12 protein-coding genes and 2 pseudogenes are annotated in these 15984 nt (G+C 57.5%); 7 read left to right on the top strand and 7 right to left on the bottom strand.

The genetic code is table 11. The annotated features are described in order from the left end of the window. Positions 1 to 129 precede the first annotated feature (129 nt). Together ACVWZ4_RS36335 and ACVWZ4_RS36330 are read left to right on the top strand one after the other, a co-directional pair. Positions 130 to 633, top strand: a complete 504-nt coding sequence (locus ACVWZ4_RS36335; RefSeq protein WP_456705512.1) for a hypothetical protein — start codon at positions 130 to 132, stop codon at positions 631 to 633. A gap of 217 nt (positions 634 to 850) precedes the next feature. Further along, entirely contained in the window at positions 851 to 1162 is a 312-nt protein-coding gene (locus tag ACVWZ4_RS36330; protein ID WP_456705513.1) for a response regulator, read from the top strand. Positions 1163 to 1279: 117 nt separating this feature from the next. On the opposite strand, the gene ACVWZ4_RS36325 is transcribed toward ACVWZ4_RS36330, so the two are convergent. The 6 genes and pseudogenes from ACVWZ4_RS36325 to ACVWZ4_RS36300 form a co-directional block, all read right to left on the bottom strand. After that, positions 1280 to 1570 (bottom strand): hypothetical protein, encoded by a 291-nt coding sequence (locus ACVWZ4_RS36325; RefSeq protein ID WP_456705514.1) that lies wholly within the window; start codon positions 1568 to 1570, stop codon positions 1280 to 1282. 392 nt (positions 1571 to 1962) lie between these two features. Further along, on the bottom strand, positions 1963 to 2121 hold the full coding sequence (locus ACVWZ4_RS36320; protein ID WP_456705515.1) for an EAL domain-containing protein: 159 nt from the start codon (positions 2119 to 2121) through the stop codon (positions 1963 to 1965). After that, positions 2121 to 2750: an EAL domain-containing protein gene (locus tag ACVWZ4_RS36315; RefSeq protein WP_456705547.1), complete on the bottom strand. Its 630-nt coding sequence runs from the start codon at positions 2748 to 2750 to the stop codon at positions 2121 to 2123. The genes ACVWZ4_RS36320 and ACVWZ4_RS36315 overlap by 1 nt, the downstream gene beginning before the upstream one ends. Positions 2751 to 2759: 9 nt before the next feature. Further along, positions 2760 to 2855, bottom strand: a pseudogene (locus tag ACVWZ4_RS36310) (hypothetical protein); the annotation flags it as partial. Between the two features lie 143 nt (positions 2856 to 2998). Next, positions 2999 to 3286, bottom strand: coding sequence for a Crp/Fnr family transcriptional regulator (locus ACVWZ4_RS36305; RefSeq protein WP_456705516.1), 288 nt, complete (start codon positions 3284 to 3286; stop codon positions 2999 to 3001). 2205 nt (positions 3287 to 5491) lie between these two features. Further along, positions 5492 to 5641 (bottom strand): annotated as a pseudogene (locus ACVWZ4_RS36300) (RraA family protein); the annotation flags it as partial. 287 nt (positions 5642 to 5928) lie between these two features. On the opposite strand from ACVWZ4_RS36300, the gene ACVWZ4_RS36295 reads away from it, so the two are divergent. Next, positions 5929 to 8148, top strand: coding sequence for a DUF2235 domain-containing protein (locus tag ACVWZ4_RS36295; RefSeq protein WP_456705517.1), 2220 nt, complete (start codon positions 5929 to 5931; stop codon positions 8146 to 8148). Positions 8149 to 8335: 187 nt separating this feature from the next. On the opposite strand, the gene ACVWZ4_RS36290 is transcribed toward ACVWZ4_RS36295, so the two are convergent. Continuing rightward, the gene (locus ACVWZ4_RS36290; protein WP_456705518.1) at positions 8336 to 9082 is read right to left on the bottom strand and encodes a C13 family peptidase; all 747 of its coding nucleotides are present in this window, start codon (positions 9080 to 9082) and stop codon (positions 8336 to 8338) included. 632 nt (positions 9083 to 9714) lie between these two features. On the opposite strand from ACVWZ4_RS36290, the gene ACVWZ4_RS36285 reads away from it, so the two are divergent. The 4 genes from ACVWZ4_RS36285 (at position 9715) to ACVWZ4_RS36270 (ending at position 15951) form a co-directional block, all read left to right on the top strand. Beyond that, entirely contained in the window at positions 9715 to 10896 is a 1182-nt protein-coding gene (locus ACVWZ4_RS36285; protein ID WP_456705519.1) for a radical SAM protein, read from the top strand. Positions 10897 to 10982: 86 nt separating this feature from the next. Continuing rightward, complete coding sequence (locus tag ACVWZ4_RS36280) at positions 10983 to 11639, top strand: phosphoribosylanthranilate isomerase (RefSeq protein WP_456705520.1); 657 nt, start codon at positions 10983 to 10985, stop codon at positions 11637 to 11639. Positions 11640 to 13254: 1615 nt separating this feature from the next. Continuing rightward, positions 13255 to 15060 (top strand): adenylate/guanylate cyclase domain-containing protein, encoded by a 1806-nt coding sequence (locus ACVWZ4_RS36275; RefSeq protein WP_456790534.1) that lies wholly within the window; start codon positions 13255 to 13257, stop codon positions 15058 to 15060. Positions 15061 to 15105: 45 nt separating this feature from the next. Continuing rightward, on the top strand, positions 15106 to 15951 hold the full coding sequence (locus tag ACVWZ4_RS36270) for a phosphatase PAP2 family protein (protein ID WP_456705521.1): 846 nt from the start codon (positions 15106 to 15108) through the stop codon (positions 15949 to 15951). Positions 15952 to 15984 lie beyond the last annotated feature (33 nt).

Raw genomic sequence — 15984 nt, 5'->3', positions numbered from 1 at the left:
CTGAACCTATGACGCATAATGAAGCCAGCGGTCCTTCGAGCTTCTTTGGTTCAAGGTGTCTGTCGCCGCCAGCCACGGAGCAGCGGTGCGCCGGGTTGACGTCACTTGGCGTCTTGATAGGCTGCTTGCATGGGCATCTTTGAAAAGCATCGCGGTACTCTAGTTCCCGTTCACGAGGACAACGCTAAGACGAGGGATTGGCTCGTCCTCCTGGAAGCAGCCACCATAGTTGGCGAGCAACGTGACAAGCTTCGGGTGGCGCTGACCACGCAAGAGCGGAAGCTCGTGAAGAAGCGCAGGCTATTCGGCAAGCCGCAGTATTTCCTTGTCATAGACGGCTATGATCCAAGGATACACGCTCTCTATTTCTGCCCCCAGCTCTACAAGAACGAAAACGGCAGTCTAGCCCCACTAACGGGGCCGGAAATCGGCCAGCTAATGGCTCAAGCACTTGAGGGCGGTGCAATTGAAAAAGCGCCTTGGTACGAGCCGGGCGACGGTGCCCCGAAGGACCTAGTGATCAAGGCGGCGCCCAACCTGGAGCTTGATAGTTTGGTCGTCGACGCTCCTATGCCGAGATCGAATAAGCCCGCGCCTCTCAGAGCGGTCCCTATTAGCGACAAAGACAAGTGAGGCGTTCGTGTTGACTGCTGCTATTGACGGCTGCTGCTATTGTAGCCGTGACTGTGCGCTCCCGAACTCCCTCAGCATCAGCCCCCTTTCGGAACTCCGAGTTTCAGTGTCGCTTTTGCAACCCTGCCCGTAAGCAGAGGTTAACCCAGGTTAACAACGCCGGGGTTTGCCATGGGCCAGTCCACTCCGTTTTCTAAGCTTGCAATGGTCGTCGAAGATGATCGCGATTCAGCGCGAGATGATCGCAATTCTTCTGGAGGAGAGTGGCTTCCAGGTGCTTCAATTCGAGGATGCCGATAGCGCAACTATGGTGCTCAAGGTCCATCACGCGGCAGTGCTGATTACTGATGTCAACCTGATCGGCAAAATGACCGGCGTTGAACTCGCACACATCGCGAGGGCAATTGATCCCGACCTTCGTATCGTTGTGACCTCAGGAAGACCTTGCCAGAGCGTGCTGCCTTCGGACGTGACGTTCCTATCGAAGCCGGTCTATCCGGTCGATTTGTTAAGGATGGCGACAAACTAGGCTGGCGCGCCCGCTACGTGCCAAGCAAGGCCCTTGTCGCTCTGCGGACGTGAAAAGCCCCAGACAGCTGCTGTCCGGGGCTTTGAACAGAACAAGACGGTCTCGCGCTCCGTTTTGTTACCACTCAGGTCCGTAATAACCGCGGCGCTCGTAATAGGGCTCGCCGTACCCATAGGGACGATCATAGTAGCCGCGGTCGTAGGCGTAGGATCCTCGGAACGGTGCAGTCGCGATAGCGCCAGCCGTTCCGATAGCCGCGCCAGCGAGGCCAGCGGCAGCTCCGATGGGGCCGACGCCATAGTGATGGGCGTAATAGTGGCCGCGATGGTGCACGATCCGCGCTTCCGCGGGGGCAGCCACCAAGGTCGCTACCGCCGCAGCGGCAGCCAATAGCTTCACTTTGATCATTGTATTTCCTCCTCTGAGCGGATTTAACGGCACCGAGACAAATCAGTTCCGGAGGTGGCCGGCGTGCTGCCGCCTGGGTGTGATGAATCGTTAGACCGGGGCTTGCCTGACTTGGCTGCTGAAGGGGTCGACCAGCTGCAGATTGGTCTGGGAGAGTTGTTCAACGAAGGGTTCGAACGCGGCCGCTCCTGAACCCTCCGGTCATCTTGTGCATCCTTCCTCGGCGGCCACGGCCGACATGGCCGCACGCGCGATGCGCATGCAAAGCTTCAAGGGCACTCAAGACGCAACGCGGCCTCAAGCCAATCGACCGGAGCAAGGCCTTCAGGAGGCGGCCTGGAGCGGGAGCCTCTTGCTTTTGTTGGGTGTCGCCAGACTTCGCGGCCGGCCGATCAGATATCCCTGCATTTCGTCGCACCCGTCTGCAGGAGGAGCGTCATCTGGGCTTCGGTCTTTATGCCCTCCGCCAGCACCGGGACCCCGAGGCCGTGGGCGAGGCCGATCACGGCCCGGACGATGGCGAGCGAGCGATCGTTTTGGCCGAGCGCCATCACGAAGGATCGGTCGATCTTGATTCGGTCGAGGGGGAAAGCTTCCAGGTATGACTGAGTATCCCGTGCCGAAGTCGTCCAGTGCGATTTGAACCCGGTGCCTTGAGCGACTGCATCGTCTTCTTGGCGCGCGCGATGTCCTCGATCAGCACGCCTTCGGTGATTTCGAGCTCGAGCCGCGAGCCCGGCAGCCCGCTATCGCGCAGCGCCTGGCGGACGTGCGCTTCGAGATTCTCGCGGCGCAACTGCGCGGCCGAGACGTTGACTGCGATCCTCAGCGGCCGTGGCCATGACGCAGCTTCCCTGCACGCCTCCGTCAGTACCCAGTCGTCTATCTGCGCGATCGAGCCGCTCCGTTCGGCGACCGGAATGAACTCGCCGGGCGGAACGATGCCGCGAAGCGGATGGCGCCAACGGATGAGCGCCTCATAAGCCTTCAACGTGCCGTCCCGGTGCTGCTGCGGCTGATACTCCAGAAAGAGCTCGCATCGCTCGACGGCGACCCGCAGGTCGTGCTCGATCGCCCGGCGCTCCCGCAGTTGCTGGTCCATGGCGCTCGTGAACAGGCGAATCGCTGCCCTGCCTTCATGCTTGGCGCGGTAAAAGGCGGCATCGGCATTGGCCAGCAACGAGACCGCATTGTCGGCATCTCGCGGATACAGTGCGGCGCCAACGCAGAGATCAATCTGAAGGGCGTGGCCGTCGACCTCGATGGGCCGTTCGACGGCGTGCATGCGTCTCGACACTTTGAAGGCCCCCGCGTAGCCTCGCGCACCACGGACGCCCGAGTTCTTCGTTCGCTAGTGTGTTTGTGAACAAGTTTCTCAGTCTTCTTTGACATCATCATCTGGATTCAACTGGCTTCGATATTCCCGCGCTATCGTGTCGAAGCAGGTGCAGGAGACTTGCCGAGAGCGTGAGAGTTGATGATGTTGACGAGCCCGCGCAAGCTGTGGATCAACCCACCTTTTTCGAGTGCTTCAAGGCATTCGGTCACGCTTGCCCGTCGAACACCAAGCAGATGAGCCAAGACTTCGTGGGTGAGCGGCAACTTATCGTCCTCGAGGGCATTGCTGGCGACGAGCAGCCATCGGGCGAGTCGTTGCTTGACGGAGTGTGCCGCATTGCAGACGCCTCGACTGCGAGGTCTGCAGCAACACGACATCTACGTGTCTGAGCAGAATTCTCCTAGAGCTCGAGACGGGATCTAGCGAGTTCAAAAATGCCTTGAGAGCGTCCGCGTCCTCGCGGCTGATTTTGGTGTACCAGGGGTAGGGAATGGCGGGACATAGATAGCTGCCATCGGCCGATATGCCCTGATGGAAAGCCCGGTAGAACTGATTCTCACTCGACGCGGTAGTCGGACTTGCCGTTGCAATGTGGCTGTACGCAACTCCGACTGCCTCGCTTGCGGTGCTGCTGGGGGGCGATAGGCGGCATAGTGCCAGATCCCCTGCAACTTGCGCATACTGCTCTCCCGAGGGAGCCCCTGAGGTCGCTTCAGCGCTTTCGCATCTGGATTCACACCAAACGGAAACTCAACTGGCCGGAAGGGATCTGGTCACAGATCTTGTTCGTTCTAGTGACCGTTGCCCTTGTCGAAATCGTTCGGACTGGCATCCAAAGCAGCTAATTCTGCAACACGCAAAAGACCCTAGCCCATGGGGCCATGGCGGTCAGTTACCCACACCCACGACGCGCAGTAGCTCGCGCGCGTTCGGAGCCACCCAGTAATCGACAATGTTTGCTAGCGGTGGCGGGGGCTTCGTCGGCGTGATCCGCTCGTAGGGCAGCGAACGAAAACGGCCGCAGGACCCTGCCCCACATCCTGCGGCCTCATTTTTCCGGGAAAATTCAATGTTTGCGAATGATGCTCGACTTCCAGCCCCGGCTGAGCGGAATGATTGCAGGACTCGGGCTGAAGTTTGAGTCGCCAATCGGTGTTCCAGAACGGAACATACGCGATGTTGCGACAGCGCCACGTTAAGGTCAGGACGGCGAACCTAAAGCAAATTGCTGTGATCCCGATCAGCGTCCCGGTGCATCAGAACGCGATAATGTTGGCTCGCCACTTACTCTTCCCAAACCATCTCCCCGCACTGACATCGAGCAGGTCGCTGCTGGATGAAGAGAGTAACCCGGAAGGTTTCTTTGGCGGAGCGACCCTTTAAGTGACCATCGTCTATTCTGGGTGCCTGGTCGCGGTCTGGTCCGCGACCAGGCGGTCGAGCGCCATAGCCTGAAGCCAGCCCCAGGGCGATGGTTGCTCGGCCGTCACCGTAGCAAACAACATGCCACGCCTAGACCGTGGCTCCGATACTCGGGACGTCGGCGTCCGGGGTCCGGCTGGCATGTTTGGTGGCGCGGCGCGGGAAACAGAAAAGCGGCCTCGGGTACGCAGCGGGCTGGGTAGGCCGGGGCCGCTCTGCGGGCATTGGTGGCCCGCAGCCATCAACGAACCGCGGGGGCGCCGTCGGTTCCTGCCCAAATCCGGCGCCGGGCCAACTAGGCTTGCGACTTGTACCCGCCTTCAGCGAGGCGCGGCCCCAGCCCTAGCCGGTGATTCACTCAGCCATTCGCCATTGCGAAAAGGTTTCGCCGCTCTTTCGACTGATCTGGCCTCGCTGCTTGCGAAAGCGCTGAGTACGGCCGTATATCGCCTGCCGGGACCGTCCTAGGCGTTTGGCGGTTTCGTCAGCTTGGACGCCATCGCTTCTTCGTCCGGCAACCAGGGCCGTCCTGTTGCGTGATCGTTGGACATAGAAATCACGTCGGAGGTCAATTACGAAACGATAGCGCCAGATCGTAAGTGAACGTTCAAAAACGGCAGCGTCGCAATTGCTTGGCTGGCTCCTTGGCGTGACGAGTCGTTGCACCTAGAGGGCACCAATCTTTAGACAAATCACGTAGGCGATTACAAATCCCGGCAGAAAGAGGAAAAACCACACGACGCCGTTCGGCTCGCCATGGGATGCAAACTCACGGTTTGGATCTGTCTCACGGTGATGGGGCACGTCCGAAGAGATGTTCTGACTCGGGCGTCTGCGTCTGGCTACTCGCCTTAGAAGCTGCTTGACGGCCGTTTCGTGCGAGCTCGTTGTGGTGTCATCTCGATCGGACATCGGTGCTCTACCTCTTCACTTCATCCGATGTCGACCAGCCGCGGCTATTCCCGCCATTCCTCGGACCTTCGCTTGGTAGCCCGGCCGCTAACTGCGCACGAAATCCCGCAATATCTCGAAGTAATTCGTCGCGACCCGGCCCCTGCGGAAGCTTCCGAGCGGTGGCCTCTAATAGCCTCACAGCCGTTTCTTCTAGTTTCCGCATGTCGTTGCTGCAACCGTTCGGTGGGTGCTTCCGGCGACGCACCGCCGATCAATGCGTTGGTGAGATCGCCCCCCGCGTCGACCACGATGACATCGCCGGGATCGGCGATCGCCATCGCCTTGTGAAGCATCAGATTGTCGCCCGGGCACGTCTTCACGGTCAGCGCGGGGCCGGCCATCCCTCCGGACTGGTGCCTCTCGAGATTTTCTTGGCCTGCCTGATGACCGGGGTCATTTCCTCGGGCTTCTCGGTCTTGAAGCGAGTGAATTGAACGATCGTCACTGGCTACCTCCATCATTGTGTGAAATGTCCAAGAGGCACCGGATCGTAGCGGCGCGGCGCTTTGGCTATTCTAAAATTGATCAAGTAGCTCAATCTATTCTCGCTCGTTCGCCACGGAATCTGTGAACCATCTCACACCCGACACAACCGCAAACCGATAACTTCTTTTTGTAGTCCTACCGCTTGAGTGACAAAGCGATGAAGAAAATCGTTGTTCTCTCTGACGGCACAGGCAACTCCTCTGCCGCTGTCTGGCGCACTGATGTATGGCGCACATTCGAGGCAATCGATCTCTCGAATTCGGATCAGGTCGCATTTTATGACGACGGGGTTGGGACCTCGAGCTTCAAACCTCTCGCGATACTCGGCGGCGCCTTCGGCTACGGCCTGAAACGCAATGTCATCGACATCTACAAGTTCATCTGCAGAAATTATCGAGACGACGGTGACGAGATATTCGGCTTCGGCTTTAGCCGTGGTGCTTTCACAATCCGCGTAGTCGTAGGCTTGATCTTGGATCAGGGCTTGGTCGAGGCGGAAGATGAGCTCGATCTCGATAGTCGCGCGACTGCCGCGTTCGAGGACTATCGACGTCGCAAGTATCATACGGTCTGGTGGAGCTTGTTCAGGGGTGATCGAAAAATACCGCCGCCTAAGGACACAGCCAGAAATAAGCCGGTCAAGAGCATCCGTTTCCTGGGCCTTTGGGATACGGTGGCGGCCTACGGGCTCCCCGTCGATGAAATGACCCGCGGCGTCAACAAATGGATATGGCCGCTCGAGCTCCCAAGCCGGGTGCTTGATCCCCGCGTTAAACGCGGCTGCCACGCGTTAGCCTTGGACGATGAACGCACGACATTTCACCCCGTCTTGTGGGATGAGAGCAAGGAGACGCCAGCCCAATCCGAACAACCGCGGCCGATCTCCGAGGAACGCATCAGCCAAGTCTGGTTCTCCGGAATGCATTCCAATGTCGGCGGCGGTTATCCCGACGATTCGCTGGCGAGGATCCCGCAGTGCTGGATCATGACCGAAGCCCAGAAGTGCGGCCTTCGCTTCAAGTCTGCTCCAACCGCCGATCCGGATAGTATGATCGCCACGCATGCCGCCAGAGACAAGGACGGGCGGCTCTATGACTCTCGCAGCGGCCTCGGCAGTTATTACCGCTACGGTCCGCGCAAGCTCGCCGTGCTGTGTCACGACCGCCTTTCGCGCGACGAAGGCCATCGGGTCAAGATCGATAAGCCAAAGATTCATGAGAGCGTCTTTCGGCGCATCCAAAACAACGCACATCCTTGCGCGCCACTCGGTATCCCGTCGCGGTATGACGTCCTCACGGACAAGGGCCAAATCCTTCCGGCCCCCGCCAACCCCTACGAAACGAGCGCTCAGAGTGAAGCGCGGGCGAAGGCGCAGGAAGCGGTCTGGAACACGGTTTGGCTTCGCCGCGTCGTATACTTCTTAAACGTCTTTGCCTCCGCGGCGCTGCTGGTTTTTCCGCTGCTGAAAGCCCTGCCGGCCTCAGATGAGTTCTCCAGTCCCGTGCGGTGGCTTTCCGACCTCATTCGCCTCATCGGCTCCTTTCTTCCGTCCATTGCCACGCCCTGGATCAACGGATATGCCCGCAGTTCCCTTACTTTCCTGGTTCTCGCGCTGGCGGTTGCGGCATTCTCGCTAATCGGAAGCCGGCTCTCGGCACGCATCAAGAGCGACATGGGCGCGATTTGGCAAAATTCTATGGTGACCGGCACCACTATCGCAAGCGCGCCGGAAAACTGGATCTATCGGCTGCGCACCAGCACGCCGTACGAATGGTCCAAACGATTTTGGAAGTTTCAGTTGGGGCCCGCCCTCTCAGCCGTCTTCTTTCTGTATGCCGGAATTATGGCCGTCAACCACCTCCTCTACATCGTCATCGACGATGCCGGCTTCGTGTGCAGCGAGAGTAGTCCGACCGCAATGACAAAGGGGGAAACGCGACGACTGATCCTTGACACGTCTTCAGTGTGCTCGCCCACTGGCATTCTTCTTCAAGATGGTCAGCGCTATCTCGTCACGATCAAAGCGAGGGAACCGCAATGGTTCGATCGGACGATTGCGACGACGGCTGCAGGCTTCTATAGCCTGGACCCGCCCACGATCTGGGAACGGGCAGCGATGCTGTTTGCGCTCCCGATGCGCCGCGAATTGATCCGGCCCTGGTTCAGGATCGTCGCTAGGACCGGCAGCGTCGGAGGCGAGGAGAGCTTTTTGGATCCCGATCCAGAAGACCATTCGATCGAAGAGGTGATCCGCGCAACGCGCGATGGCGAACTATTTTTCTTTGTCAACGACGCCGTCGTTGGCGTGCCTAGACTGGCCGGTACATTTTATGCGAACAACCGTGGCACCGCCGAAATTACGGTGACGCGGCGGTAGCCCCTAATAGGTAGATCACGGATTATGGAAAGAAGTCGGCCGAGGGCCGAGTTCTGGGCCGAAGCAGGTTCATCATCTTCTGCTCCTGTAGGCTGGCAGCCGCTTCGCGCGCCCGCTCTGCGGGGCGGGCTCTATAAGTTGCGCTCACCGAATCTTCGTCTGGGAGCCGAGGCTCCCGGCCGGTCGTTCAAGGACGTGCAACAAGCAATGACTGCACGTTTGCACCGCCGGCCATGAGAGGATTCGACGGCTCGAAGTGCTCCCCCAGTTCTCGTTTCTGGACAAGCAAGCGCGCATCGAGAAACGCATCCTTCAGGCTTACGGCTCGCCGGAGCGCGACGTTAAAAAACGCATCACCGAAATAGGTCCACTTCGCCTTATCTTGACACCCAAACGACGCATGATTTGCGTCGGCCGCAGTGATGACCAGCACATCGGGATTCGCGAGACGTGGGATGAAGACCCCGGAATAGCAAGCCGAGATGACCACCACCTTATGTCGCACACCAGTCTTCGCGAGTATGCTAGCGAGACGAGAGGGCGTCAGTGTTTGTGTGAGCCGCCCCGCCTTGATTGCAAGTCCGTCGGGAGAGCCATGGGAGGTGAGAATCAGAAAGAGAACATCTTTATCGGCATTCAGGCTATTGGCTGCGACCTGCAACGAACTAGCCAAGGCTTCGATCGTTGCACCTCCGCCTTTCTTCGAATTGTATTGTACGTCGATCGCGCCGGTTTCGAAACGGGCCGCTACGACCTGAGCTGCGCCAGTTGCCTCCGCTCTAAATACGCCCTGATCGCCGAAAAGGCCAAAGGACACCACGCCAACCTTTCGAGCATCCTCAATAGCGCATACCGACGAAACCAACGGCCCGACGGTCAGAATTAAAGCGAGGAGCGGCGCGCAGAGCCGCCTGATCCAACAATGAGAGGTCATGCAAAACCTCGTTTCGAGATCGCCGCTAAAGAATTGCGGCTCTATACAAAATAGTGGACGTACAGTGAATTACCATTAGTCGGAGTGTACCTCTCCAGCCACGCTCTCGCTTCGCCGCTCTGACGCGTCAATTTGAACGCTTGATTTGCATCAACGTTGCGTTTGCCGTTGCGTACGAGCATGTCCTGAACTTGCCTTGTCCCTAGGCGGCCGACCACGTTGCCACTTCAATATAAAAGGTATACCTTGCCACCGCTTCAGCCGGTCCACCGGCCTTTCGCTCGATCCCTGCACCGCGTCGCGAAAATGAGGAGCATGACCATGCCGATTACGACGCTGAAGGTTTTGGCCAGCCTCATACAATTACATGGGCCAGGGGCAACAATTCAAAGCGACCATCAGGGTATCGACGCATTGCTGAACGATCTGCGCGGACAGAGTGCGGAGCAAGGCGTTGTCTCCGAGGAACCCGTGGCGACCCAAGCCGCTTTCAGACGAGGGGGTTTTGCTAAAGGGGCTAATGCAGGCGCCTTTCGCAGGGCGGCGTACGCCCCGGGCGCGGGCGCGTTCCGCCGAGGGGGATTTGTTCGAGGGTATTAGATAGGTTTCTTCTAGCCCGGCTCGGTATCGGCATGTCGGCTGACGGTTCAGATTTTGCTGCCTTCCAGGATCTGCCGATTGCGCAGTTGCTGGTCAAGGTTGCGACGAGATGTAACATCGACTGCTCCTATTGCTACTGGTTTCGCGATACGTCCGTTTATAGCAAGCCCAAACTGATGAGCCCTGACGTGCAGCATCAATTGCTGCAGCGCATCGAGGAGCACGTCGTCAGATACTCCCTCGTCGATTTTCCGATCATTCTGCACGGCGGCGAGCCGCTGCTATGGGGCGTCGAGAACTTCCATCGCTTTGCCGAGGCCTGCGAGGCTATTTCATCACGGACGGGCTGCGAATTTCCCATCGCGGTCACGACCAACGGCGTGTTGATCGATGACGAATGGCTGGCCTGCTTCGAGGCCCGCCACATTTCGGTTGCGATCAGTCTGGATGGGCCAGCACACATACATGACATTCATCGCAGAACATTTCAGGGTACGGGTACCCACGCCGCTGTGGAACGTGCCGCTCGAATGCTGGTATCGCGTAAGATTGGCGTAATTGCCCTGGCAGTCTGCAATCCCGTCCACGCGCCACAGCACTATGCTGATTTTTTCGCTGCGTGTGGAATCTCCAACTACGACATCATGATCCCCGACGCGACGGTGGATGAGAAACCGCCATCTATTGCCGCGTTCTACAAGGGTCTGTTCGACTTGTGGCTGGAGGCAAATCGTACAAAGTCGACGACCAATATTCGTATCATTTCTGACATGATCACTGCCCTGCTTAGCAACAATTCGCCGACCGAGGGCGTGGGCCACAAACCTGTCGAACTTTGCACCGTCATGACAGATGGCACCGTGGAGGCGCACGATGTACTGCGGATTGCAGGCGACGGCTTCACGAGCACCACGTTCAACATCTTCGATCATGCGATCGACGAGGTCAGGAACGAGCCTCGCTGGAAAGCCGCGCGGGATGCCTCAATCAATCTTTGCGCGAAGTGTCGGCAATGCAAGTTCATGAACGCCTGCGGCGGAGGCTATCTTCCGCATCGTTTCTCCAAAAAGAACGGTTACGATAATCCTTCGGTCTATTGCGACGATCTCTACGCGATGTTTGAGAACATGCAGTCCGCACTTGAGAGCCATCTCTACGTCAGCAAGCCAGACGGGGGTCGCCTCAATGTGCGCGAGCTCTTGGCAGACGCCTAGTCGACTGCACGAACCGCCAGACGTTCCGCCCGCGGGGAGGCCGCCGTGCCGATCCCAGTGTGTGGCCCAGAGGGCTGGGTAGAACAATGCTGACGCAAATCTACGAAGTCGCGACGCCCGCCGAAGCCGAAGCAATATCCTCAATTGGTGTAGATCATGTCGGCGTGCTTGTCGGCGATGGTTCCTTCCCTCGCGAGCTTCCGGTTCACAAAGCAGCTGCCGTTATGAAAGCGATCCGGGCGCCGTCTGTACTTTCAGCGTTGTTCCTGTCGGCGGATGTCGATCTCATCGAACGGATGGCCAGGGAGCTTAATCCCCAGATCGTGCACCTCGGCGCTTCCAACGACTTGCTTACGCCTGATCATGTCGTGGCGCTGCGAAAGACTCTGCCAAAACTCAAATTCATTCGCAGCATATCTGTGACGGGACCCGAGGCGGTACACGTGGCGCGCACTTATGATGGAATTGTTCAGTGGATCCTACTTGATAGTCATCGAGTAGGCGATATCCAAATCGGTGCGCAGGGCGTGACGCATGACTGGAGCGTCAGTCGAACGATTGTCGAGACTGTTCGCACCCCGGTAATACTCGCTGGTGGCCTCGGACCAGACAACGTCGAAGAGGCCATCCGATCGGTCCAACCTGCCGGCGTTGACTCGAAAACGAAGACCGACCGCGAGGGTGCTCACTCAAAAGACCGGGCCAAGGTCGAAGCTTTCTATCGCGCCGCGAAGAGCTATTAGGTCTTCTCTTTGTTGGCTCTTGTGAGACGTTCGGATTCGACAGCATGTCGGTTTGCGCCAAAACCGGCCGATCCTCGCAAGACTATGCTTCATTGGCGTGACAAGGTCAGCCCGCATAGGCAAACTGGGCTTACCCGCGTTCGCAGTTTACACCATCGCATCAGCTAGCCCTGGCCGCTGTTATCAGGAGTAGAAGATCGGAGCAAATCGCTAGGTGGGCTACCGCTTCCGGCATGTGGTTGGAGTAATGACCCTGGGCCCGGATCCTTCGCAACGTGGACGGACACGCCTGATACCTTGCGGACCTACGATAACGCTGGTCCGCACAGTGAGGCTGGTCATGGCGCTGGGCACCACCCCCGCGTACGCCGCTGACGTTAATTATCTGGCCCCGACAGGAATCCCCGCAAAGGAGTTTCCCGCACCTCGGCGTCCGGTTGCGCCGATCCCCAGCCTAAGCCGCTCCGCCGAGGAGCACCGCGACTTCCTGAATGAGGCCGGCGAGGTCGCACGTCTTCTTGAGCTGAAACCAGGCATGACAGTCGGCGATATTGGTGCAGGCAGCGGCTACTGCACGGTCCGTCTCTCATACCTCTTCAGCCCGAACGGTTATCGTCGCCCAGGATGTGATGCGGGATTACCTCATCGAGCTCAGGAGGCGAACGGAACGACTGGGGCTGAGATACGTTATATTTGTGATGGGCGAACCGCACGACCCCCGCCTGCCCGCTTCGTCGCTGGATGTCGCCATCCTTGGGCACATGTATCACGAGATAGCCCCAGCCCTATGCCTTCCTTTACAATCTCGCGCCCGCATTGAAGCCGGAATTGTCGACTTCGAGCGTCCCACCTCATGGCACGGCAGGTCGATTGAGCTGCTGCGTTGCGAATTGACCGCTGTTGGCTACGGTCAGATCGCCACGTATCAGCTTGGAGGCGGTGGCGGATATTTGGCGGTATTTGCTCCACCGCAAGAAGCGGGTCTCCGATGGACATACGTCACGAGCGTCGAGTAGATCGTCTGGACCTCGTCTTTCATCCGACCGACGACTGCCTGCTTCGGGCCGGCGAAATGCTGAAAGACTATAGTCACCAGATAAGCTGACCAACCATCATTAAGCCGACCGGCGACCAATTGACCGTATCCGTTGGCGATCGTGCTCGGGCCGGTGAGAGTCCCTTGCCTTCCAGGATCTGTCTAACGGAGGGAGTCGGTGAGAAGCGAGGCCGGCGCATGGTTCGCGCGAACGGGACATTCCCCGCCAGTTCGGATCGCACGCTTCGAGTAACTCGATGTCTCTCCGGAGAGAGGGGCCCACGAACCGGCTACCCAGCCAGTCATGCAACTACTCCGCACGGCCGGTACAACGTCGGACCAAGGGGCCAAGACCGAGCGGGTTCGGCTGACGGCACTACCGATACGTTTCCAGCGAAATAGAGAAGCAAGGAAGGGTTGTAGCAGCAGCCATTTACCACAGGCGCCGTAAAGGCTCCTCGATATCTGCCTAGCACTTGATTCCCTGCGATGCCCTGATTTTGGGCCGCTATCGAACAGCGCTGCTGAAGACTCCACTTCAAACTGGTGGTAGAGTAATCATTCGCTTGGTTTGAGGAGGTGGCTGTGCCTTCTGGCCCAGACGTTTCAGTCGAGCCGATTATCGAGTTCGGTCGCCTCAGCCGAGCTGTGCTCGCCGCTGATGTAGTAGCGTATACGCGTCTCATGGAGACCAACGAGCTTCAAATTCATCGACGGTTTCGTCGCCTAAGGGTAGAAACTATCGATCCATGCATCCTTTACATGCGCGGGGAGATCGTCAAGAACACGGGCGATGGCTTTATCGCCATATTTGAAAGTCCATTGGACGCCCTAAAAGCAGCCGCAGAGTTGCAGCGCGAGATTAGATCCAGGGAAGCAGACCATCCGCCTGAACTCCAAATATCATTTCGGATGGGCATCCATTGGGATCCCGTGATTGTGGATCTGAATGATGTGTATGGCAGCGGAGTCAATATTGCCGCTCGGTTGCAAACCGCGGCCCCAGCTGGCGGAATTGTCCTCTCGTCAGCTATGCTCGACGAGATTGGTGATCAGAATGAATACGCTTTCGACGATTTGGGCGAACTTCGGTTTAAGAATCTAACACGGCCGATAGCCGCCTTTTCTGTTCGCTTGCCCGGTGTAGACCGCAGTGCAGCTGTGGGTTTTGCGTCGAAGGGTTCAAAGCGAGCAAGACTGCCATCGATCGGCGTACTGCCGTTCGCAAATCTCTCGCAAAACAATGACGACAACTATTTTGCTGAAGGTTTCGTCGACGACATTATCGCCACCTTGAGCAACCTTCGGGATCTACTAGTCGTCTCTCGTGGTTCAACTGTTAATTTTGTCCGGCGGTCTTTAGACCCATCCTTGGCAAGCGAGAAGCTCGGAGTGCGATATTTTCTAAACGGAAAGGTTAGGAGGACAGGAAACTCTATTCGTGTGTCAGTAGAGCTTACTGACTTGGCAGCTGGTTCAGTGATCTGGGCAGAGAAATATGATTCGAAGATCGACGATATCTTCGTTGTACAGGACGAGATTGCTTCTGCGATAGTAGAGCGCGTAGCTACCCACGTTCGTCGAGCTGAAGTTAGGCGTGCCATGCGTAAGCGGCCACAAAGCCTCAACGCATACGATCACCTGCTTCGAGCCCTTGAGCTGCTCTATAAGCTTGACTTCTCCAGTTTTTCGCGAGCGCGAACTCTTCTTGAAAGGGCACGTGAGGACGACAATACATATGCAGCGCCTTTTGCGTTCTCAGCGCATTGGCACTTGTTCAACATTGCAGAAGGCTGGTCTTCCGATCCTGCTGTCGAAATTGCAGAAGTTATGCACTTGTCAGACCTGGCGCTTGAGCGAGACCCCAGCAATGCACTCGCGCTTGCGCTGAAGGGACATGCCACGAGTATGTTCTTCCGCGACTACGATGCTGCGTTGGACTGCTTCGATCGTGCGCTTACTATTTCCCCCAATAACGCTTGGGCTTGGATGTTTAGCAGTGCGACTTATGGTTTCATCGGTAATGCTTTGAGCGGTATCGAGCGGGCAGAGCGGGCAATTCGTCTTTCGCCTCTCGATCAGCAAGCATTTGTAAGTTACGCTAGGCTCGCACAGAACCATTATCTCAACGAGGGCTACGAGGACGCCCTGCGATGGTCCCGTAAGGCTCTAAGTTTAAACCCTCGCTTTGGAAATGCGATCCGCATAGCAGCGGCGAGCCTACTCGCTCTCGGTCGCGATGAACAAGCCACGCAGATGGTCACACAACACAGCAAGGTGCTACCTCAATTCAAAGTCTCTCAATACGCAGCCCGTTGTCCATTTAAAGAACCCCAACGTTCTTTGTACTTGCAAAGATTGAGATCCGCCGGAATTCCCGATTAACTCTGGCGTGCCGCTCCGAAGTAATCTTTAACTCAGGAGGAAGCCATGCGCTTGCACATACTTGAAGGTGGCGGAGAGGGGGGCGGCGAAGGCGGAGGCGAGGGTGGCGGAGAAGGCGGCGGCAGCGCGGTTGGCGGCGCGTATGTCGGTGCACCGGCCCCCCAAGGTGCGCCCTTTCTACTCTTCGATCCGCTCGGCGGCACCATTTGCGAAAAAGATCTAAACTATGACGTTCATTTCCCATCTTCTGCGTGGCAGCCTGATCTGTTCGGCGTGATAGCACTTGCAGAATTTGGTGAGACGGATTGGCAGAAGAAGATTACGCATTCAGGTCCACCCACCGATCCCAAGATCATCTTCCATGAGATCGAACAGCTATTTGCTATGGCTCGAGACGAGCGGCCACGCTTGGTCAACGAGATTTTGGACCAGAATGCTAGACTCAGGGGATACTTCGCCCAAGTCCTGATGTTATCGTCGTGGTCGCACTCTGAAACACTCAAAGTAATTGAAATGGCGATGCGTGTAGCGCAGCTGGTTTCGATTTATTTCAAGCTGCGTTTCAAGCGGGCGCGACCTCAACAAGTGTGTCCAGCCTTGGTTCCTCTGATTAACTCCCCTTGGCACGCATCATTTCCGAGCGCTCATTCTTTGGAAAGTCACATGATAGCGTATTCGCTCGCGAAAATCAGACCACGCAGCGGACGTGAGCTAATTGCGCTAGCAGATCGCATTGGTCGAAATCGCGAAGTCGCCGGAGTCCACTATCCAACTGATACAGCCGCCGGAGTAGAAATTGCGAAACAAGCGTTTAAGCTTTTGATGACGTGCGGCAGCTTTAACGACGCGATCGAAAGAGCGCAGAGTGAGCCAGGCGGCTCAGGACATTAGAAATGGAAGCACGTCGGATGCAAATCGGGTCCG

This window comes from Bradyrhizobium sp. USDA 4472, assembly GCF_054058595.1.
The sequence above is the reverse complement of the archived record's forward strand: the minus strand, read 5'-3'. Positions and strand labels throughout refer to the sequence as shown.